The following is a 20741-nucleotide window of genomic DNA, read 5'->3' as shown; positions in this document are numbered from 1 at the left end:
GGCCACGGTGACGTCAGGCCACGGTGACGTCAGGCCACGGTGACGTCAAGGAAGATGGGGCGCTTGTCGGCCATGAGCGGCGTGCCTTCCTTGTCGGTCATCTTCCAATAGATCTTGCAGCGGCCCGGCGCCTTGGCGGCCTTCACCCGTACGGTGATGTCCACCGACTCGCCCGGCCGCACCGGGCCGATCCCGACCCGCTTGGGGGCCTCGCAGGGGGTGTGTCGTTCATGCGGGTGAGTTGACGCGCTCCCCGGCCTGAAGAAGGCCGGGGATTCAGCCCGTGCCGCGTGTGCGGCACCTCTGTGGCTTCCTGTTTCACCGGGTCCTGCCCTCCGCTAGGCGGCGGGTCTTACGGTCCCTCCGCAGGCGTTTCGCCTCTCCGCCCGTCCGGCGGCGAGGATGTTGATCGCGGCGTTGACGTCCCGGTCGTGAACCGCCCCGCACGGGCAGGTCCACGACCGGACGTTCAGCGGCATGGACTCGGCGACCGCCCCGCATGCCGAGCACCGTTTGCTGCTGGGGAACCAGCGGTCGATCTTCACCAGGGTGCGGCCGTAGCGGGCGGCCTTGTACTCCAGCATGGTCACGAACGCCGACCATCCGGTGTCGTGCACACTCTTGGCCAGCTTCGTGCGGGCCAGGCCCTTCACCCACAGGTCCTCCACCATCACCGCTTGGGTCTCGCGGATGATCCGGGTGGAGAGCTTGTGGATGAAGTCCCGGCGCGCGTGGGCCACACGAGCGTGGGCGCGGGCGACCTTGACCACGGCCTTGGCGCGGTTGTTCGACCCTTTCGCCTTGCGGGACAGGGCCTGCTGCGCCTTCTTGAGCCGCTTCTCCGCCCGGCGCAGGAACCTTGGATTGCTGATCTTCCGGCCGTCCGACAGCACCGCGAAGTGCGTCAGCCCGAGATCGATGCCGATCTCGGCGGCCGTCTGCGGCAGCGGCTCGGCGGCGGCCTCGACCACGAACGAGGCGAAGTAGCGGCCCGCCGCGTCCTTGACCACCGTCACGCTGGACGGCTCGGACGGCAGAGGGCGCGACCAGCGCACCGTGACGTCGCCGATCTTCGGCAGGCGCAGTTTCCCGCCCGCCGTGACCTGGAAGCGGGCGTTGCGGGTGAAGCGGATCGCCTGCCGGTTGTCCTTGCGGGACCGGAACCGGGGCGGGGCGAGCTTCGGCCCTTTCCGCTTGCCGGACACCGACGCGAAGAAGTTGCGGTAGGCGGTGTTCAGGTCGGCCAGCGCCTGCTGGAGCACGACCGCCGACACCTCGCCCAGCCAGGCCCGCTCAGGGGTCTTCTTCGCCTCGGTGATGATGCGCTTGGACAACTCGCCGTCCGAGACGTACGGCAGGTCGTTCTCGTGGGCTTGCTGCCGTGCGCGCAGCCCGTCGTTGAACACCACCCGGGCGCACCCGAACGCCCGCGCCAGCGCGCTCTGCTGGCCCGGGGTCGGGTAGAGGCGGTAGTTGTACCGGAGCTGCACGCTCCGATCATACCCAACCTGGCACTACAATGGTGTCATGATCAGGATTACGCTCCGGCTTCCCGAGAACGTGCACGCCCAGGTGGTCGCCCGCGCCGAGACCGAGCGGCGATCCCTGAATTCTCAGATCGTGCACCTGCTTGAGATCGCGCTCACCGCCGACCAGGCATACGATGAATCGTCTTGACGGCGATTCACCCCTCCCTGCCCCGCTACGCGGGACGGCCCGCTTCACCCCCCCGGCCTGACAGCCGGAGCACTGCGGGCATCATCGGTAGCGGTCGCGCCAGTGCACGCTGCCCGTGTTCCTGATCCGCCACGTCTTGTCGAACCTCTCGCCCGCCGGTACGACGGTGCCGTCGGGGTAGGTCACGTCCCGCTCGAACACCGAGTCATCCTGCGGCAAGGTGGTCGGGCCGGGTCCGGGGGTGGTGGCTTGTTCCCAGAGGGTGCGCCATTTGTGGCGGGTTTCCTCCTGGTCGTGGCCGAGGCGAAAGCTCGCAAAAGCACAAGCCGGTCCGGAAGCGGCCCCCCGGACGCTTCCGGACCGGCGACGGGCGCTCGTCGGCCGCAGTGCCTCGTCACCCACAGTGCGCTCGTCACATGACGATGTCCCCGGTTGTCATGTTCCTTCCGCCATTCACCATGCCGGCTAATCGGAAATGCGCCATGAGATGACCGTCCAGCAATTGTCCGGGCATTGTCCACATGGCCATCTGGACCATTGCTGAGGCAGGGAGGAAGGTCAGACCACCGCGTTCGCCGGTCCCGTCACCATCGTGACGCCTGCGCCGGCGAAATTGGCCAGATCGGCGACCGCCGCCTTGCCCTCCTCGCCCGCCATTCCCGCGTTGTAGGCGTCCTCGTCGTCGAACGTCAGGACGGCGATCAGGTGGTACGGCGGGCGCTCCCCGCGCACGGGGGCGGGCCGCATGACCGTGTACGAGCGCAGCCCCGGCAGGCGGGCGGCGATCGGGGCGTGGACCGAGTCGTAGTGCTCGTCGAACGCCGTGACGTCCTCGGGGTGGTGGTACATGACGATGAGCTGGAAAGCCATGGGTGGTCCTTTCTGGTTGTGGAATGCCCTCCGATCCAACCGGGATCCGCCGCCGCGCGACAGGGGGCACGCGGCGGCGGCACCGGACGATCGCGCGGGTCAGCCGAGCCAGCCGGGCGCCACCAGCACCGCCCACGCCGCGAGCGGCCCGGCCAGCACGATCGCGCCCCCGTACGCCAGCAGCCCGCGGTAGAAGTCGTCCCTCGGCATGCCCCGCACGTTGGCGACCAGCAGCGCGCCGGTCGTGGAGAACGGGCTGACGTCCACGATCGCCGACGACACCGACAGCGCGGCGATCATCGCGATGGGGCCGAGCGTGCCCTGCGACAGCAGCGGCACGGCCAGCGGCACCAGCGCGCCCAGGATGCCGACCGTCGAGGCGAACGCCGACACCACGCCGCCCACGTAGCAGATGAGCAGCGCCACCAGCAGCGGGACGCCGATCGCGGCCACCGTGGCCCCGACGTAGTCGACGGTGCCGATCTCCTGGAGGACGCCGACGTACGTGACGACGCCGCAGATCAGCAGCACCGTCGGCCAGGCCACCCGCTCCACCGCGCCCTTGTCGGACTTGGGCGAGGTGAGGGAGAGCACGACGGCCACGGTGACGGCGGTCAGGCCGACGTCCAGCTTGAAGGCGAGGACGGCCACGCAGAGCGCGACGATGCCGGTCAGCGTGAGCGCCTGGTGCGCGGTCAGCCGCAGCCCGCCCCCGTCGCCGCCCGTGCCTCCGGCGGCCGGCGCCCCCGGGCTCTCGTCATCGGCGGGCGCCTCCGGCACGTACGTCCCGCGCCGGATCAGCTCCCGCCCGCCGAACAGGAAGAACACGAGGAGGGCGGCGGCCGCGTTGAAGGCGAAGCTGGCCAGGAACAGCACGAGATAGTCCATGGGCAGCCCGGCGTCCTTGGCGACCCCGTTCACGATCCCGCCGAGCACGCTGATCGGCGAGAACGCGCCCGCCTGTGTCCCGTGCGCCACCATCAGCCCGATCAGCAGCGCGTGGATGCGGTACTCGGCGGCGAAGCCGAACGCGATCGGCGCGAGGATGGCCGCCACGGCGGGCGCCGGCGCGCCGACCGCCGTCAGCAGCGCCGAGATGACGAAGACGACGGGCGGGATGGCGGCCAGCCGCCCCCGTACGAGGTGCACGGCGGCCCGGACGAGCCAGTCCACGGTCCCGTTGTTGGTGGCGATGGCGAACAGCAGCGTCACTCCGACGAGGATCACGAACAGGCTGCCGGGGAACGCGCCGAGGATGTCGTCGGTGCTCATGCCCGCGGCCAGCGTCCCGACCAGGAAGGCGCCGACGAGGGCCAGCGCCCCGAGGTTCACGGGGAACATCGTGGCCACGACGAACATGAGGATGAGGGCGAGAATGGACAGGAGCTCTGCGGACACTGCTGACTCCGATCTCCCCCGAGCGTCAGGTCGGACCGGCCGCCTCGTGGACGAGCTCGACCGGGTGGCGCGCCGTGCGTCCCGCGCCGTGAGCGATCTGCTGGCGGCACGAGACCCCCGTGGCCGCGAGCAGGGTGTCGGGCGACGATGCGGCGATCGCCGGGAAGAGCCGGAGAGCGCCGATCTTCATGGACAGGTCGTAGTGCTCGGCCTCGAAGCCGAACGATCCGGCCATTCCGCAGCAGCCGGCGTCGATCTCGGTCACCTCCGCTCCTGGGATCCTGGACAGCAGCGCGCGGGTGGCGGCCGTGCCGGTGACGGCCTTCTCGTGGCAGTGGCCGTGCAGCAGGATCTCGCGCCCGCGCAGCGCGTCGCCGAGCACCAGCCGGCCGTCGTCGATGGCCTCGGTGAGCAGTTCGGGGACGAGCCTGGCGCGCGCCGCGACGCCCGCCACCCGGGGGTCCCCGGGGAGCAGGGCGGCGTACTCGTCCTTGAGCGTGAGCAGGCAGGACGGCTCGAGCCCGACGATCGGCGCGTCCGAGCCGGCCAGGCGGCCCACCATGTCGGCGGCCATCGTGCGGGCCCGGTCGAGCAGCCCCTTGGAGATGCTGGAGCGGCCGCAGCAGCCGGAGGCTTCCAGCCGTACCCGGTGACCGGCCCGCTCCAGCAGCTCGACGGCGGCGCGGCCGATGGCGGGCTCGGTGAAGCTGGTGAACGAGTCGGCCAGCAGGATCACGTCCCTGCCGTCAGCGGGCTTGCGGCGGGCGAACCAGCGCGGCAGGGTGTCGCGGCGGAACCGGGGGAGCGGGCGGCGCCGGCTCAGGCCGAGCGGGCCGCGTACGGCGCCGGCCAGCCAGTTCGACAGCGGCGCGGTGGCCGAGCCGAGCCGGTTGAGCGTCCTGATCGCGCCGAACGCGCGGGCGCGCAGCGGCACGCCGTGCTCGCTCTGGTACTGGTGCAGGAACTCGCTCTTCAGCGCCGCCATGTCCACGCCGAGCGGGCACTCCGACTGGCACGCCTTGCACTCCAGGCACAGGTCGAGTATGTCGTGCAGCCGCTCGTCGCCGAGCGCCCGCCGGGGGTCGGGCGACGACAGCGCCTTGACCAGCGCGTTGGCGCGGCCCCTGGTGGAGTGCTCCTCCTCCCTGGTCGCCATGTACGACGGGCACATGACGCCGGTGTCGTCCTTGCGGCACACACCCACGTTCATGCACCGGTCGGCCGCGGCGTGCATGCCGCCCTCGAACGCCAGCGTGGTGGCCAGCGGGCGCGGCTCCGGCAGGTTCGGGTCGCGCAGGTGCTCGGTCATCGGGGGCGCGTCCACGATCTTGCCGGGGTTCAGCCGCCCTTCGGGGTCGAAGATCCGCTTGACCTGCCGCATCGCCTCGTAGACGCGGTCGCCGAACAGGTGCCGGTTGAACTCGGAGCGGGCCAGGCCGTCGCCGTGCTCGCTGGAGTTGACGCCGCCGTAGCGGGCGGCGAGGTCGGCGACCTCCTCGGCGACGGCCCGCATCGTGGCGATCTCGCCGGGGACCCGCAGGTCGACGAACGGGCGGATGTGCAGGCACCCGACCGAGCAGTGGCCGTAGAAGCCGGCCTTCAGCCCGTGCCGGTCGAGGACGTGGGCGAACTCCTCGACGTACGGCAGCAGCCGCTCCGGCGGCACGGCGGTGTCCTCGACGAACGCCAGCGGCCTGCGGCTGCCCACACTGGACGCCATGAGCAGGCCGAGCCCCGCCTTGCGGACCTTCAGCACGGCCTCCTGCCCGGCCTTGGTGACCGCCTTGAGCGTGTGGTAGCCGTGCCCGCCGGCCTGCCACGTCATGGCCAGCTCGTCCACCCGGCCGGCCACCTCGGCCGGGCTGTCGCCGAAGAACTCCACGAACAGCAGCGCCTCGGGGTCGCCCTCCAGGATGCCGGCCAGCGCCGCGTAGTCGACCCGCCGCCTGGACAGGTCGAGGATGGCCTTGTCCAGCAGCTCGACCGAGGCGGCGCCGGACGACAGCGCGTCGGCGGTGGCCGCGACGGCCGCCGCCGTCGAGGCGAAGTGGCCCACCGCGATGGCCTTCGCGCGCGGCAGCGGCACCAGCCCGACCGTGGCCTCGGTGACCACGGCCAGCGTGCCCTCCGAGCCGACGACCAGCTTCGTCAGGTCGAGCCCGCCGCCCGCCGTGGCCGCGTCCAGCCGGTAGCCGCCGGCGTGCCGCCAGAAGCGCGGGAAACCCGACAGATCGACGCCGTCCAGCACCTCGCCGACCGCCGCCCGCAGCCGGGCGTCGGTGGCGAGGTCGGGCGTGGTGGCGTCGGCGAGCACCACCTTCAGCGCCTGGACGTGGTCGATGGTGGAGCCGTACAGGACGGAGTGGCTGCCGGCCGAGTTGTTGCCGATCATGCCGCCGATCGTGGCCCTGTCGCTCGTGGAGGTGTCGGGGCCGAACATCAGGCCGTGCTTGCGCGCGGCCCTGTTGAGCTGGTCCTGCACCACGCCGGGCTGCACCCGGGCGGTGTCGCCGTCGATCTCCAGGATGCGGTTCATGTGCCGGGAGAAGTCCACGATCACCGCGGCGCCGACCGTCTGCCCGGCCAGGCTGGTGCCGGCGCCGCGCGGCAGCACCGGCACGCCCAGCTCGCCGCAGGCCGCCACCAGTGCCTGCGCGTCGTCGGCGTGCCGGGGGAAGGCGACGGCCAGCGGCTCGATGGCGTACATGCTGGCGTCGGAGGAGTAGAGGTGCCGGGTGTACGGGTCGTCCCTGACGTCGCCGGCCAGCAGCGGGGCCAGCGTGCGTGCCAGGCTCACTCGGCGCCCTCCCTGCCCTCCGCGCCTACACTGCCCTCCGCGCCCTCCCTGCCCCTCATGCCCTCCAGGTAGGTCAGCGCCGCCCGCGCCCCGCCCTCCTTGATCGGCACCCCGGCCGCCGCCAGGCCCATCTCGACGCCGCTCAGCGTGCCGGCGAGCATCAGGTCGTTGAAGTGGCCGAGATGCCCGATGCGGAACACGCGGCCCGCCAGCCGGCCGAGCCCGGTGCCGAGCGACATGTCGTACCGGTCGAGGATCAGCTCCCTGACCGCGTCGGCGTCGTGGCCCGCGGGCAGCACCACGGCGGTGAGCGAGCTGGAGTACGCGCGCTCGTCCGCGCACAGCACCTCCAGGCCCCACCCGCGCACGGCCCGCCTGGTCGCCTCCGCGTGCCGGTCGTGGCGGGCGAACACCGCGTCCAGGCCCTCCTCCTCCAGCATGATCAGCGCCTCGCGCAGGCCGTACAGGAGATTGGTGGGCGGCGTGTACGGGAAGAAGCCGCGCCGGTTGGCGGCGATGACCGGCTCCCAGTCCCAGTAGGAGCGCGGCAGCCGCCCCCGGTGCGCCAGCGCCTTCTCACTGACCGCGTTGAACCCGAGGCCGGGCGGCAGCATCAGCCCTTTCTGCGAGCAGCCGACGGTGACGTCGACGCCCCAGTCGTCGTGGCGGTACTCCATCGAGCCGAGCGACGAGATCGTGTCCACCAGCAGCAGCGCGGGATGCCCCGCCCGGTCGATGGCGTCGCGGATCTCCGGCACCGGGCTGCGCACGCCGGTCGAGGTCTCGTTGTGCACCACCATGACCGCGGCCACGTCGGGGGTGAGCCGGTCGGCGAGCGCGGCGGGGTCGGCGGCGTGCCGCCAGTCGCCGGGCACGACGTCCACGACGAGGCCCAGCTTGGTGGCCATCTCGCACCACAGCGAGGAGAAGTGCCCGGTATCGAACGCCACCACCTTGTCACCCGGCGACAGCGTGTTGACCAGCGCCGCCTCCCACGCGCCCGTACCGGACGAGGGGTAGCAGACCACCGGGCCCGACGTCCTGAACACGCCCCGCAGCCGCTCCAGCACCTCGCCCGCGAGCTGGGCGAACGCGGGCCCCCGATGGTCGATCGTGGGCTGCGCGATCGCGCGCAGCACCCGGTCGGGGACGTTGGTCGGCCCTGGGATCTGCAGGAAGTGCCGGCCCACTGATGGATCACCTCCGTGCCGCTAGACGGCACGGTGTGCCGCTTGACGGTTCATTAACATTAAGATCGGCCCGCAGAGGAGTCAATGCATGCAGAACGTGGTCAACGCCCTCCGAGCCCTCGAAGCGGTCGCCGCGCGCCAGCCCATCGGCGTCGGCGAGCTCTCCCGCGCGCTGGGGCTGCCCAAGAGCACCGTGCAGCGGTCGTTGCGGACACTGCACGACGCCGGGTGGATCAGGCGGGCGGGAGGCGAGGTCACGCGCTGGCAGGTGACGAGCAAGGTCTTACAGATCGCGCGGACGACCGAGCTGGGCCTGCGCGACGCGGCCATGCCCGTCATGGAGGAGCTGCGCCAGCGCACCGGCGAGACCATCCACCTGATGGTGCCCGAGGGCGACGCCGTCGTCCTGATCGAACGCCTGGAGACCGACAAGCCGCTGCGCATCGTGCTGCCGCTCGGCATCAGGCTCCCCCTCCACGCCTCCGCCAACGGCAAGGCCGTCCTCGCCCACCTCGACCGGCCACTCGGCGAGCTGCCCGGCTACACCGCCACCACCATCACCGACCCGGCCGCGCTGCGGGCCGAGCTGGAGCAGGTCCGCGCCCGTGGCTACGCCGACAACCGGGGCGAGTGGCGCTCCGACATCGCGGCCGTCGCCGCCGCCGTACTCGGCCCTGCCGGGCCCGTCGCCAGCCTCAGCATCTCCACCCCGGCCAGCCGCATGCCGGACGACCTGCGCGCCGAATACGGCGAGCTGGTCACGCGGGCGGCCGCCGCGCTCTCCGAACACTCAGCCCGTCGGTGACGGGCTGCCGCTGATCGTGTCAGGGCTCGTCGGAGCCGTGGGCGGCGCGGTGGCGGGCGGCGAGGCCGACGGCGGCGCCGTCGGGGTGGTCGGCAGGTTCGCGTACTGGCCGGTCCGCGCCATGACCGGCACCATCACCCGCATCTTCGAACGGTCCTGGAACGTGAACGTCATCGGCACCGACGTGCCGCGCGCGCCCGAGACCGTGCCGATCGGCTGGTTGCCGGTGCCGATCGCATGGTCGGGCGGGATCTCGACGGGCCCGGCCAGCCGCACCTGGCCGCCGCCCTCGATCGTGACGTTCTCCAGCCGGTTCGCCCGGCTCGAGCTGTTGACCAGCACCACGAAGAGCGCCTGCTCGGGCGCCGGCGACGCCGGGTCGGCGCTGCCCAGCAGGAAGGCGTTGCGCAACTGCAGGCTCTGCCCCACGTTGGCGTTGGCCCCGTCGTTCTGCGGCGCCTGGTTCGCCCAGTCCTTCTCCGTCTTCGTGCAGCCCGTGACCACCAGGCCCACGACCACGGCGGCGATGATCGAACGACGCATCGCGCCGCCCCCCTTCCGGCATGTCCCCCTCGTGGTCCTCCCGCTACCCCGCGTGACCGGCCCGGAACCCGCCCGGTTCATGGAAAGCCGGGACCCCCGGCGAATCCGGCTGATGACCATCGATCAGCGTTCATGTACCGTCGCGGGTGACGCCAGACCTCCCCCAGGAGCGGCAGATGGTTGAGCAGCAAGGACTCGACGCATCAGGTCAGCTGAGAAGACGGCAACTGGTCCGTGCGGTGGTCGCCTCCGCCGTCGGCACCTCGATCGAGTGGTACGACTTCTTCCTCTACGGCTTCGCCGCCAGCACGTTGTTCGCGGAGCTCTTCTTCCCCACCAGCGACCCCACCACAGGACTCCTGCTCGCCCTCGGCACCTACTTCGGCGGGTTCGCCGCCCGGCCCATCGGCGCCGCCATCTTCGGCCACTACGGCGACCGCATCGGCCGCAAGGCCGCGCTCATCACCACCCTCGTCACCATGGGCGTGGCCACCGCCCTCGTCGGGCTCGTGCCCACGTACGAGCAGATCGGCATCTGGGGCGGCATCCTGCTCACGCTGCTGCGCCTGCTCCAGGGCATCAGCGTCGGCGGCGAATGGGGCGGATCCGTGCTCCTCGCCACCGAATGGGGCAAGACGCGCGGGGGCAAGCGCGGGTTCCTGGGCAGCTGGCCGCAGTTCGGTGTGCCCGTCGGGCTCGTGCTCGGCTACCTGGCGCTGCAGATCTTCGAGCCGCTGCACCCGTACTGGGGGTGGCGCATCCCGTTCCTGCTCAGCATCGTGATGGCCGCCGTCGGCCTCTACATCAGGCTCGGCATCCTCGAGACGCCCGTCTTCGCCAAGGTCATGAAGGAGAACAAGGTCGAGCGGGTGCCCGTCAAGGAGGTGCTGGTCAAGAACTGGCGGGAGATCGTGCTCAGCGCGCTGCTGCGCACCGGGCAGCAGGCGCCGTTCTACATCTTCACCGTCTTCATCCTCACCTACGCAACGACGGCGCTGGGGTTCGAGGCGAGCGACGTCTACACGTACGTGATCGTCGCCGGCCTCGTCTCCCTGGTCACCGTGCCGTTCTGGGGGTACATCTCGGACCTGGTCGGGCGGCGGCACCTCTACATCGTCGGTGCCGCGCTCATGGTCGTCTGGTCGTTCGTCTACTGGCCGCTGCTCGACACCCGCGTGCCCGCCCTGGTCTTCCTCGCCATCGTGCTGGCCGCGCCCATCCACGACATCCAGTACGGGCCGCAGGCCACGTTCATCGCGGAGAGCTTCACCGGGCGGCTGCGCTACAGCGGCGCGTCCCTCGGCTACCAGCTCGCCTCTTTGACGGCGGGCGGGCCCGCGCCGCTGATCGCGGTGTGGCTGTACGCGACGTACAAGAGCTCGTTCGCCATCGCCGTGTACATGGCGATCTGCGCCGCGATCAGCGTGGTGGCGGCGTGGGCGTTGAAGGACCGCTCACAACAGGACTACGCCATCGAGTACGACGACCCGAAGGCGACGTCCTAGCCTTTCGCGGGGCTTTCCGCGGGCTCTTCGTGGGGCTTTTCGTGGGGCGCCTGGTGAGGAGGTCGCGGATCGCCTTGACCACCTCCGCCGGCGCCTCCTCGGCCATGAAGTGGCCGCTGGAGACCGTACGGTGATCCAGGTCGTCCGCCCACGCCCGCCACCGCCCCGCCGCGTCGAACCCCAGCGCCGAGCCCCAGTCCTGCTGCAGGACCGTGACCGGCATCCGCAACCGGCGGCCCGCCCGCCGGTCGGCCTCGTCGTGCTCCACGTCGATCGTGGCGGTGGCGCGGTAGTCGGCCACGATCGACGGCACGGCCGCTCGCGACGCCTCCAGGTAGGCGTCCCGCACGTCCTGCGGGATCGCGTCCCGGCTGGAGGCCCACAGGTCGAGGAAGTAGCCGAAGAACGCGTCCGCCGTCGCCTCGATCATCGCCTCGGGCAGCCCCTTGGGCTGCGCCATCAGGAACAGGTGGAACCCCACGGCGGCGGAGCGCCCCTGCATGACCTCCCACGAGTCCAGCGTCGGCAGCACGTCGAGGGCCGCCACGTGCGTGATCCGATCCGGGTGATCGAGCCCCGCCCTGACCGCGACCAGCGCGCCCCGGTCGTGGCCCACGAGCGCGAACCGTTCGAACCCGAGTGCCTCCGCCAGCGCGACGACGTCATTGCCCATCGTCCGCTTGGAGTAGGTCTCGCCGTCCACGTCCTCCGGCTTGTCACTGGCGCCGTAGCCGCGCAGGTCGGGGCAGATGACGGTGTGATCGGCCGCCAGGTCGGCGGCGACATGCCGCCACATGAGATGGGTCTGTGGGAACCCGTGCAGCAACACGACGGGATCCCCACTTCCACCGACGGCCACATTGAGCGCCACCCCATCGGCGACGGGGACGCGCCGCTCAGCGAATCCGGGAATCTCGGGAGCCATAAGGGCTCACCTCCTTGAGAGTTAGGTGTCATGACGTTCCGGGTGCCGGGTGCCGGGTTCTGGGCTCTGGGCTCTGGGCTCCCGGCTCCCGGGCTCGGGGTCTCGGCTCCGAGCTCCGGGGCTCGGGCCTCGGGGTCCGGGGTTCGGGAACGGCCCCACCATGCCGTCCGCCGATCAGCAGTCACTCAGCGCTCACTCAGCAGTCCGATCAGCAGTCCGATCAGCAGTCCGATCAGCGGCCGGATCAGCGGCCGACTCGGCGGTCGGATCAGCGCGCCGGATCAACGCGGTTGATCGGCGTGTCGGGTCGGCGGCCGGATCAGCGGTATCCCTCAAGGGACCCCACCCCGTCGCGCCCCGTCGCGCCCCGTCCTACGTGGGGCGGGGCAGGCGGTCATGCCTGGTCAGAGGCCGGTTGAGGGGGAGCGGTCCCAGTCCGGTCCTGAGGGCGCATAGGTTGGGTGGCGCCATGGTGAGTTTCGGTGTGCTCGGCCCGTTGACGGCCGCCGGCGAGCGCGGCCCGATCCCGCTCAAGGGGCCGCGTCACCGGGCGGTCCTGGCCCGGCTGCTGGTCGCCAGGGGACGGGTCGTGCCGGTGTCATGGCTGGTCGGCGACCTGTGGGAGGAGCCGGGGCAGGGCGCGGTGGGGGCCGTGCAGACGTTCGTCGGGGCACTCAGGAAGGCACTCGAACCGGACCGCCCGCCCCGCACGCCGTCCCGCCTCCTGGTCACCTCACCCCCGGGTTACGCCCTGCGCGCCGAGCCGGACGCGGTGGACGCCTGGCGCTTCGAGTCCGCGCTCACCGACGCCACAAGCCGCCCGGCCGCCGAGGCGTACCGGCTGCTCGACGCGGCTCTGAAGTTGTGGCGCGGGCCCGCGTACGCGGAGTTCGCCGATCAGGACTGGGCGCGTGGCGAGGCCGCCCGCCTGGACGAGCTCCGCCTGCTCGCCGTGGAACGCCGCGCCAAGGCCGGCCTGGCCGCTGGGCTGGCCGCCGAGTGCGTCGCCGACCTGGAGGCTCATGTCGCCGCCCACCCCCTCCGCGAGGACGGCTGGCACCTGCTGGCCCGCAGCCTGTACGCGACAGGACGCCAGGGCGACGCTTTGGGAACGCTGCGCCGCGCGAGAAACACTCTGCTGACGGAACTGGGCGTGGACCCGGGGGAGCCCCTCCGCACCCTCGAATCCGACATCCTCTCCCAAGCCCCCCACCTCACCCCGCCCCCGGCGAAGAGACCCACCGGCCCTTCTGAACGAGCGGAGAAGACGTCCCGAAAGACACCGGCGATGGAGACGGCGGCGATGGAGGCCGAAGTGACGGCTCTGCCAGTGGCGCGCCTCGCGGCGGGGAAGACTGCGGCACCGGAAGCTCAAGCGACGGGCCTGGCCGCGGCGCACCTCGCGGCGGCGGAGCACCCCTTCGTGGGCCGGCACGCGGAACTGGCCGAGCTGGAACGTGCGGCGGCATCCGTCACCACGTCCGGCCGCCCGCGACTCGTCCTGATCTCGGGTGCGGCAGGCGCGGGGAAAACCGCCCTGGTGGACGCCTTGGCCCGCCGCCTGCGAGCAACCGGCTGGCAGACAGCCCGGCCCACCAGCGAAACCCTCCAGACGGTGGTGGTCGCTGCGCGTGAGGCGCCGGTGTTGCTGGTGTTCGACGATCTGCACGAGGTTGACGAGGAGACGCTGGCCGTGTTCGCCAGGCTGGCGACCGGGCTCGGGCCCGCGCGCGTGCTGATCGTCGGCACGTACCGCTCCACCGACCTCACCGTCCCCCTCACCGAGGCCCTGGGCAGGGCGGCGCGGGCCGAGCCGGTGCGGGTGTACCTGGGCGGGCTGACTCAGTCCGAGGTGCGCGAGCTGGTGAGCGCCCTAGCCACCCGAGAGCCGGCCGACGCCCACATTAAGACGATTCAAAGGCGCAGCGCCGGAAACCCGTTCTTCGTCCGCGAGCTGACCCGCCTGTGGGAGAGCGACGGCGACGCCGCCCTGCACACCGTCCCCGCCGGGGTGCGGGACGTCATCCGGCACCGGCTGGCCGGGCTGCCCGGCGCGGCGCGTACGCACCTGCGCCAGGCCGCCGTCATCGGCCAGGAGGTCGATCTCGACGTGCTGACGGAGCTGGCCGGGGACGAGGACGCCGTCCTGGACTCGGTCGAGTTTGCCCTGCTCGCGGGCTTTCTCGTCGAGCGGGACGCCGACCGGCTCGGGTTCGCGCACGCGCTCGTCCAGGAGACCCTGTACGACGACGTCGCCCGTGCCCGCCGCGCCCGCTGGCACGCCGCCGTGGCCGGCATCGTGGAGCGGACACGTCCCGGCGACGTGGACACCATCGCCCACCATTGCGTGCGCTCCGAGGGCCGGGCCGGCGACCTCCGTACCGCCCGCTACGCCCGCGCGGCGGCCGAACGCGCCGAACGCCGCTCCGCCCCCCACGAGGCCGCCCGCCTCTGGCACGCCGCCCTCACCGCCCTCGACCGCGCCATCACGAAAACACCCACCCCTTCCCGCACCACCCCAGCCGTCCCTGGCAGGGATGCCGCCGGTGGGATGCCTTCGGCTCCAGCCGGCCCCGACCGGGATGCCGCCGGTCGCATGTCCTCGGACCGTGCGGCCCGCGACGAGGCCGGCGGCTCGGGGCTCGCTCGTCCGTCCGGGTGGGAGGAGACGGCATCCTCTGATGGCCCGGCCTCGGGCGGCGGGACGGTGGTCGCGCCCCACCCGGACGGGGCGGAGGGGACGCTGCTTGAGGAGCGGCTGGTGGCCGTCATGGGGCTCGGGCGGGCGTTGGCGGTGACCGGGCGGTTGCAGGAGTCGCGCCGGTTGCGGGCCGAGGCGGTGGATGCGGCGGAAGCGCTCGGCGACCCGCTGCTGACGGCCACCGTCATCGGCTCGTTCGACGTGCCGGCCAACTGGACCACCAACGACGACCCGGCCCTGTCAGAACGCCTGGTCGCCGCCGCCGAACGCACCCTCGCCGTCCTCCCCGACGACACCACGCCCACGTCCCTGGGGCGGTATGCGGCCGAGCGCGCCCGCCTGCTCATCACCGTCGCCATGGAACGCCGCGCCGACCCCGGCCGCCGCGCCGACCAGGCGGCCCGGGAGGCGGAGAGCATCGCGCGGCGGCTGGGCGACCGCACACTGCTGGCCTACGCCCTCAACGGCCGCGCCCTCCAAACCTTCCACCGAGCCGGCCTGGCGCCGGAACGAGCCGCGATCGGCGAGGAACTCCTGGCCCTCGCCGCCCCAGCCCCAACCCCAGCCCCAGCGAACGCCACGGCCCCGGATACGCGCGGGGGCGCGGGTGTGGGCCCGCGCAGGAGTGTGTGCGGGGGCGTGGGACCCACGGGTGCGGGTGCCGGTGAGGAGGCGGAGCGCGCGAATGCCACGGGTGCGGGCGCGCGCGGGGGCTTGGGCGCGGGGGCGGCGGAGTGCGTGGGCGCCACGGGTGCGGGTGCGGGGACGGCAGAGTGCGCGAATGCCACGGGTGCGGGCGCACGCGGGGGCGTGGGCGCGGGGGCGGGGGAACGTGCGGGGGCCGGGGTGGGGGAGGGCATGGTGACGTTTGCGGTGCTGGGGCATCTCATTTTGCTCCAGGCCAGGGCTGGGATGGGGGATCTCGCCACGGCCGACCGGCATGCTGCCGCTGCTGACCGGCTGGCGGAACAGTACGACCTGCCGCTTGTCGGCGTTTTCACCACCTGGTACGCCGCGCTCCGCCTGGCCATCACCTCCGGCGATCGGGACGCGGCCCGAGCTGCTTACCGGGCGGCCGCCGGCCGTCTCGATGGCGTGAGCATGCCCGGCGTCGAGCAGGGGCTGCTGCCTCTGGCTCTGGTGACGCTGGACGTCATCGATGCCGGGTCAGTCAAGCCCGGTCAAGCCCCGCCCGTCCCCACTCGACCGGGTCCCGCGCAGGGCGGTCTGGAATGGGGGCCGTACGAGGCGTGGGTGCGGCCGTTGGTGCTGCTGGCGGAGGGCCGTTCCGAGCAGGCTCGCGAGGCCGTGCGGATGGTGCCCGAGTCGCCGCGCGACCTGCTGTACGAGCTGAGGACCTGCCTGCACGCCACGGCGGCGCTGGCGGCCGGCGTGACCGATCACCTCCAAGACCTGTACGACCGCCTGCTCCCAGCCCGGGACGAGCTGGCCGGAGCAGGCAGCGGGCTGGTCACCCTTGGGCCGGTGGCGCTCTACCTCGGCCGCCTGGCCGCCGCGCTGGACCGGCCGGATCTGGCCGAGGAGCACTTCCGCCAGGCCACCGCCCTCGCGGCCCGCGCAGAATCCCCGCACTGGGCCGCCACTGCGCAGAGCGCCGTCACCGCGTCAGAAAGGGGGCAGGCCGGGCGGTGATGGGCGCTGACAGGTAAGAGGGGTGGTTGTAACCTTCTTGTCAAAACGGGCGGTCAGGAGCGCGGCCGTGGTGGGGCGGGATCGTGGCGAGGCGCCCTTCGCGCCCTTTGTCTTTCCGAAAGTTTCGGGCAACTTGTCGCCGGATGAAGCCGTCGCGAGGCCCGGAGCTCGCCGGGCGCGATAACCGGCTGGACCGGCAACACAGCAGTTGGCGGCACTCTTGACACGATTCAACCGGCCCCCTTATGTTGCCGCAATATTAACCGGAACTGCTTGAAACTTTCGGCGTCACTTTCGCGTAACACCCCGCTAGCGCTCGCGGGACGGCGCCGGCATAAGGGCATGGGCGAAGGGACGGCATGAGGGGCCACGAACCAGATGACACGCGCTCGGCGGAGTCCGGCGAGCGCGAGCAGTGGCGGGACACGCGGTTGACCCCCGCCCAGCGGGCCGAGGCCCTCATCCCTCTGATGACTCTGGAAGAGAAGGTCGCCCAGCTCGTCGGGGTGTGGGTCGGCGCCGACGCCTCGGGGGGCGGCGTCGCCCCGCACCAGACGGACATGGGCGGCGGCCCCGAGTGGCCCGAGGCCATCAGCCAGGGCCTGGGTCAGCTGACCAGGCCGTTCGGCACCGCGCCGGTGGACCCGGTGGCGGGCGCTCGCTCGCTCGCGGCCTCGCAGGAGGAGATCGTGCGGGCCAGCAGGTTCGGCATCCCGGCGCAGGTCCACGAGGAGTGCCTGACGGGCTTCGCGGCGTGGCGGGCGACGGTTTACCCGGCGCCGCTGAGCTGGGGCGCCTCGTTCGACCCCGAGCTGGTCGAGCAGGTGGCGGCCAGGATCGGCCGCTCGATGCGCGCGGCGGGCATCCACCAGGGCCTCGCGCCGGTGGTGGACGTGACCAGGGACTACCGCTGGGGACGCACCGAGGAGACGATCGGCGAGGACCCGTACCTGGTGGGGACGGTCGGCGCCGCCTACGTCCGCGGCCTGGAGGGCGCCGGTCTGGTGGCCACGCTCAAGCACTTCGCCGGCTACTCCGCCTCCAGGGGCGGCAGGAACCTCGCGCCGGTCCCGATGGGCGCCAGGGAGCTGGCGGACGTGGTGCTGCCGCCGTTCGAGATGGCGCTGCGGCTCGGCGGGGCGCGTTCGGTGATGAACTCGTACGCCGAGATCGACGGCGTCCCGGTGGCGGCCGACGAGAGCCTGCTCACCGGCCTGCTGCGGGACGAGTGGGGCTTCGACGGCACGGTGGTCGCCGACTACTTCGCCGTCCGGTTCCTGGAGCGGCTGCACGGCGTGGCCGCCGACGGCGGGCAGGCGGCGGGGCTCGCGCTGCGGGCGGGCATCGACGTGGAGTTGCCGACGGTGGACACGTTCGGCGCCCCGCTGGTGGACGCGGTCAAGGCGGGCGCCGTGGACGAGGCACTGATCGACCGGGCGCTGCGCCGCGTGCTGACGCAGAAGGCGGAGCTCGGCCTGCTCGACCCGGACTGGCAGCCGCTGCCCGGCCCGGCCGACGAGGTGCGGCTGGACGACGAGGAGAGCCAGGAGCTGGCGCTACGACTGGCGCGCGAGGCGATCGTGCTGCTGCGCAACGATGACGCCGTCCTGCCCCTGCGAACGGGACAAACCGGACGGGCGGCGGCGCACGCGGGCCAGGCCGCACAGGCGGCGGTGCAGGCGGGCGAGGCCGGACAGGCGGCAGGGCAGCGGGTGGCGCTGGTCGGACCGGTGGCCGACGATCCGATGGCGATGCTCGGCTGCTACGCCTTCCCCGCGCACGTCGGCCCGCACCCCGAGCACGGGCTGGGCCTGGAGATCCCGTCCCTGCGCGAGGCGCTCGCCGGACTGGTGCCCGATCTCGCCTACGCCCCCGGCTGCGACATCAGCGGCGCCGACACCTCCGGCATCGCCGAGGCGGTGGCGCTGGCCGAGGACAGCGACGTGTGCGTGGTGGCCGTCGGCGACCGCGCAGGGCTGTTCGGGCGGGGCACGTCGGGCGAGGGCTGCGATGCCACCGACCTGCGGCTGCCCGGCGTGCAGGCGGAGCTGGTCCAAGCGGTGCTGGCGACCGGTACGCCGGTCGTGCTGGTGCTGCTCGCGGGCCGCCCGTACGCGCTGGGCGAGGAGACGGACGCGGCCAAGGCCGTGCTGTTCGGCTTCTTCCCCGGCCAGCGCGGCGGCCAGGCGCTGGCCGAGGTGCTGACCGGCGCGGTGAACCCGACCGGCCGCCTGCCGGTCAGCGTCCCGCGCGACGCGGGCGGGCTGCCCGCCACCTATCTCGCGCCGCCGCTCGGCCGCCGCACCCAGGTGTCGTCGGTGGACCCGACGCCCGCCTACCCGTTCGGCCACGGCGTGGGCTACACCACGTACGAGTGGAGCGAGGCTCAGGTCGGCGACGGCGTCACGGACTGGCCGGTGGACGGCGAGGTGCGGGTCGAGGTCACCGTGCGCAACAGCGGCGACCGGGCCGGCGCCGAGGTCGTCCAACTCTACCTGCACGACCCCGTGGCGCAGACCACCAGGCCCGTGGTCCGCCTGATCGGTTACGCGCGCGTCCCGCTGGAGGCGGGGGAGAGCGCGCGGGTGAGCTTCACCGTGCCGGCCGACGCGACGTCCTTCACCGGGACGCACGGCCGGCGCATCGTCGAGCCGGGCGACGTCGAGCTGCGGCTCGGCCGCTCGTGCGCCGAGACCGTGGCGACCCTGCCGCTGCGCCTCACCGGCGACGTACGCGACATCGGCCACGGCCGCCGGCTCCAGGCGCCGGCGCAGATCGATCGCAACCCCCCGGAGGGCCGAGGATGAGCACACCCGACACGCTGAGTCCGGCCAGGCCGCAGCCGGCCAAGGAGAAACCCGCGCCGGGCCGCCGCCGCCGCGAGAAGAGCGGCTCGTGGCGGCGGGCGCTGCGCCGCGACTGGCAGCTCTACACGCTGGCGATCCTGCCCCTGCTGTTCTTCCTGATCTTCCGGTACGCGCCGATGATCGGCAACGTCATCGCGTTCAGGAAGTTCGAGCCGGGCGGCAGCATCTTCGGCGAGGAGTGGGTGGGCCTGCGCTACGTGAAGCTGTTCCTGAACGACCCCACGTTCTGGAACGTCTTCACCAACACCCTCGTCCTCGGCGCGCTGACGCTGATCTTCTGCTTCCCGCTGCCGATCGTGCTGGCGCTGCTGCTCAACGAGGTCAGGCGGCGCACGCTGAAGCGGTTCCTGCAGTCGGTGACCTACCTGCCGCACTTCCTGTCGATGGTGATCGTGGCCGGTCTGGTCATGCAGATCACCGCGCTGGACGGGCCGATCAACGCCTTCCTCGACTTCGTCGGCAGCGAGAAGGTCTCCTTCATGCAGGACCCCGACTGGTTCAGGACGATCTACGTCGGCTCGGAGGTCTGGCAGACGGTCGGGTGGGGCACGATCCTCTACCTCGCCGCGCTGACCACCATCGACGACCAGCTCTACGAGGCGGCCAGGATCGACGGCGCCGGCCGCATGCGGCAGATCTGGCACGTGACGCTGCCCGGCATCCGGCCGACGGCGGTCACGCTGCTGATCCTCAACATCGGCACGTTCATGGCGGTGGGCTTCGAGAAGGTCTTCCTGCTCTACAACCCGCTGACCTATCCGACGGCCGACGTCATCTCGACGTACCTGTACCGGATGGGCCTCGAGGCCAGCAACTTCAGCTACGCGGCGGCGATCGGCCTGTTCGAGGCGCTGGTCGGCCTGGTGCTGATCCTCTCGGCCAATGTGATCTCCCGTCGCACAGTTGGGACGAGCCTGTGGTGACTACGCACGACCTGACCCGGGGCTACCGCGTCTTCCAGTGGTTCAACGCTCTCATCCTGACCGTCGTCGTGATCGTGACGCTCTATCCGTTCGTCAACATCCTGGCGCGCTCGTTCAGCAGCCAGAGCGCGATCAGCGCGGGCGAGGTGAACCTGCTGCCCAAGGGGTTCAACCTGACCACGTACAAGATCGTCGCCTCTGACCCGATGTTCTGGACGAACTACCGCAACACGATCGTCTACACGGTCGTCGCGACGTTCATCGCGATCGTGATGACCACCTGTTACGCGTACGTGCTGTCCAAGAAACACCTCAAGGGCCGGACGTTCCTCATCGGCGTCGCGGTCTTCACCATGTTCTTCACCGGCGGCCTGATCCCCAACTACGTGCTGATCACCAGCCTCGGCATGAAGAACTCGATCTGGGCCATCGTGCTGCCCAACGCGATCAGCGTGTTCAACCTCCTGGTCATGAAGGCGTTCTTCGAGAACCTGCCCCAGGACCTGGAGGAGGCCGCCGCGATCGACGGCCTGAACACGTACGGCATCCTGTGGAAGATCGTGCTGCCGCTGTCGAAGGCGGTGATCGCCACGATGATCCTGTTCTACGCGGTCTCGTTCTGGAACTCCTGGTTCCCCGCGTTCCTCTACATGAACGAGTCCGAGCTGTTCCCGGTCACCGTCTACCTGCGCAACCTCATCGCGGGCGCGACCGGCGCCGACTCCTATGGAGCGGTGGCGAGCGACGTGACCCAGGCGGCGGCCAACATCCAGGCGGTGACGATCGTGCTCACCGTCCTGCCCATCCTCCTGATCTACCCGTTCGTCCAGCGGTACTTCGTCTCCGGCGTCATGCTCGGCGCGGTCAAGGGCTGACGTCCCCGCCCC

General features: G+C 71.8%; 14 protein-coding genes and 2 pseudogenes. 7 read left to right on the top strand and 9 right to left on the bottom strand.

The features are described from left to right. Positions 1-29: 29 nt before the first annotated feature. Positions 30-227, bottom strand: a pseudogene (locus ACFFR3_RS44200) (NBR1-Ig-like domain-containing protein); the annotation flags it as partial. Positions 228-338: 111 nt separating this feature from the next. Then, positions 339-1490 carry an RNA-guided endonuclease InsQ/TnpB family protein gene (locus ACFFR3_RS44195; RefSeq protein WP_345400084.1) on the bottom strand — a complete coding sequence of 384 codons (1152 nt, stop codon included), beginning with the start codon at positions 1488-1490 and terminating at the stop codon, positions 339-341. Positions 1491-1527: 37 nt separating this feature from the next. On the opposite strand from ACFFR3_RS44195, the gene ACFFR3_RS44190 reads away from it, so the two are divergent. Next, the gene (locus ACFFR3_RS44190) at positions 1528-1677 is read left to right on the top strand and encodes an Arc family DNA-binding protein (RefSeq protein WP_345400087.1); all 150 of its coding nucleotides are present in this window, start codon (positions 1528-1530) and stop codon (positions 1675-1677) included. Positions 1678-1758: 81 nt separating this feature from the next. On the opposite strand, the gene ACFFR3_RS44185 is transcribed toward ACFFR3_RS44190, so the two are convergent. From ACFFR3_RS44185 to ACFFR3_RS44165, 5 genes are all read right to left on the bottom strand, one after another. Beyond that, positions 1759-1878, bottom strand: a complete 120-nt coding sequence (locus tag ACFFR3_RS44185; protein WP_345400090.1) for an NBR1-Ig-like domain-containing protein — start codon at positions 1876-1878, stop codon at positions 1759-1761. Positions 1879-2235: 357 nt separating this feature from the next. Continuing rightward, complete coding sequence (locus ACFFR3_RS44180; protein WP_364369404.1) at positions 2236-2547, bottom strand: EthD family reductase; 312 nt, start codon at positions 2545-2547, stop codon at positions 2236-2238. 99 nt (positions 2548-2646) lie between these two features. After that, a complete protein-coding gene (locus tag ACFFR3_RS44175; protein ID WP_345400096.1) occupies positions 2647-3945 on the bottom strand; it encodes an SLC13 family permease in 1299 nt (432 codons plus the stop codon). 25 nt (positions 3946-3970) lie between these two features. Beyond that, a complete protein-coding gene (locus tag ACFFR3_RS44170; RefSeq protein ID WP_345400099.1) occupies positions 3971-6742 on the bottom strand; it encodes an FAD-binding and (Fe-S)-binding domain-containing protein in 2772 nt (923 codons plus the stop codon). Next, a complete protein-coding gene (locus ACFFR3_RS44165) occupies positions 6739-7932 on the bottom strand; it encodes a pyridoxal-phosphate-dependent aminotransferase family protein (RefSeq protein WP_379485087.1) in 1194 nt (397 codons plus the stop codon). The genes ACFFR3_RS44170 and ACFFR3_RS44165 overlap by 4 nt, the downstream gene beginning before the upstream one ends. Before the next feature lie 88 nt (positions 7933-8020). Between ACFFR3_RS44165 and ACFFR3_RS44160 the strand changes: the two genes are divergently transcribed. Beyond that, the gene (locus tag ACFFR3_RS44160) at positions 8021-8737 is read left to right on the top strand and encodes an IclR family transcriptional regulator (protein WP_345400105.1); all 717 of its coding nucleotides are present in this window, start codon (positions 8021-8023) and stop codon (positions 8735-8737) included. Here the strand turns inward: ACFFR3_RS44160 and ACFFR3_RS44155 are convergent. Further along, on the bottom strand, positions 8723-9280 hold the full coding sequence (locus tag ACFFR3_RS44155) for a copper chaperone PCu(A)C (RefSeq protein WP_345400108.1): 558 nt from the start codon (positions 9278-9280) through the stop codon (positions 8723-8725). The two genes, ACFFR3_RS44160 and ACFFR3_RS44155, sit on opposite strands and share 15 nt — an antisense overlap. 176 nt (positions 9281-9456) lie before the next feature. Between ACFFR3_RS44155 and ACFFR3_RS44150 the strand changes: the two genes are divergently transcribed. Then, positions 9457-10785, top strand: a complete 1329-nt coding sequence (locus tag ACFFR3_RS44150) for an MFS transporter (RefSeq protein ID WP_379485086.1) — start codon at positions 9457-9459, stop codon at positions 10783-10785. A gap of 49 nt (positions 10786-10834) precedes the next feature. On the opposite strand, the pseudogene ACFFR3_RS44145 reads toward ACFFR3_RS44150, so the two are convergent. After that, positions 10835-11710: pseudogene (locus tag ACFFR3_RS44145) on the bottom strand (alpha/beta fold hydrolase); the annotation flags it as partial. A 469-nt stretch (positions 11711-12179) separates the two neighbouring features. Here ACFFR3_RS44145 and ACFFR3_RS44140 point away from each other — a divergent pair. From ACFFR3_RS44140 to ACFFR3_RS44125, 4 genes are all read left to right on the top strand, one after another. Further along, positions 12180-16064, top strand: coding sequence for an ATP-binding protein (locus ACFFR3_RS44140; RefSeq protein ID WP_379485085.1), 3885 nt, complete (start codon positions 12180-12182; stop codon positions 16062-16064). 359 nt (positions 16065-16423) lie between these two features. Then, a complete protein-coding gene (locus ACFFR3_RS44135; protein WP_446686067.1) occupies positions 16424-18871 on the top strand; it encodes a beta-xylosidase/alpha-l-arabinosidase in 2448 nt (815 codons plus the stop codon). After that, positions 18868-19854 carry an ABC transporter permease gene (locus tag ACFFR3_RS44130; RefSeq protein ID WP_364369428.1) on the top strand — a complete coding sequence of 329 codons (987 nt, stop codon included), beginning with the start codon at positions 18868-18870 and terminating at the stop codon, positions 19852-19854. The genes ACFFR3_RS44135 and ACFFR3_RS44130 overlap by 4 nt, the downstream gene beginning before the upstream one ends. Then, positions 19851-20729: a carbohydrate ABC transporter permease gene (locus ACFFR3_RS44125; protein WP_345400121.1), complete on the top strand. Its 879-nt coding sequence runs from the start codon at positions 19851-19853 to the stop codon at positions 20727-20729. Before ACFFR3_RS44130 ends, ACFFR3_RS44125 begins: the two co-directional genes overlap by 4 nt. Positions 20730-20741: the final 12 nt, after the last annotated feature.

This window comes from Nonomuraea salmonea (assembly GCF_042428605.1).
Classification (GTDB): Bacteria; Actinomycetota; Actinomycetes; order Streptosporangiales; family Streptosporangiaceae; genus Nonomuraea; species Nonomuraea salmonea.
Note: the sequence above shows the minus strand (reverse complement) of the source record. Positions and strands in the feature narration are given on the sequence as shown.

Excerpts from the sequence above, each read along its gene's own strand:
- ACFFR3_RS44155 (WP_345400108.1), bottom strand. The coding sequence starts at position 9,280 with ATGCGTCGTTCGATCATCGCCGCCGTGGTCGTGGGCCTGGTGGTCACG.
- ACFFR3_RS44180 (WP_364369404.1), bottom strand. The coding sequence starts at position 2,547 with ATGGCTTTCCAGCTCATCGTCATGTACCACCACCCCGAGGACGTCACG.
- ACFFR3_RS44190 (WP_345400087.1), top strand. The coding sequence starts at position 1,528 with ATGATCAGGATTACGCTCCGGCTTCCCGAGAACGTGCACGCCCAGGTG.
- ACFFR3_RS44150 (WP_379485086.1), top strand. The coding sequence starts at position 9,457 with ATGGTTGAGCAGCAAGGACTCGACGCATCAGGTCAGCTGAGAAGACGG.
- ACFFR3_RS44130 (WP_364369428.1), top strand. The coding sequence starts at position 18,868 with ATGAGCACACCCGACACGCTGAGTCCGGCCAGGCCGCAGCCGGCCAAG.
- ACFFR3_RS44140 (WP_379485085.1), top strand. The coding sequence starts at position 12,180 with ATGGTGAGTTTCGGTGTGCTCGGCCCGTTGACGGCCGCCGGCGAGCGC.
- ACFFR3_RS44135 (WP_446686067.1), top strand. The coding sequence starts at position 16,424 with ATGAGGGGCCACGAACCAGATGACACGCGCTCGGCGGAGTCCGGCGAG.
- ACFFR3_RS44160 (WP_345400105.1), top strand. The coding sequence starts at position 8,021 with ATGCAGAACGTGGTCAACGCCCTCCGAGCCCTCGAAGCGGTCGCCGCG.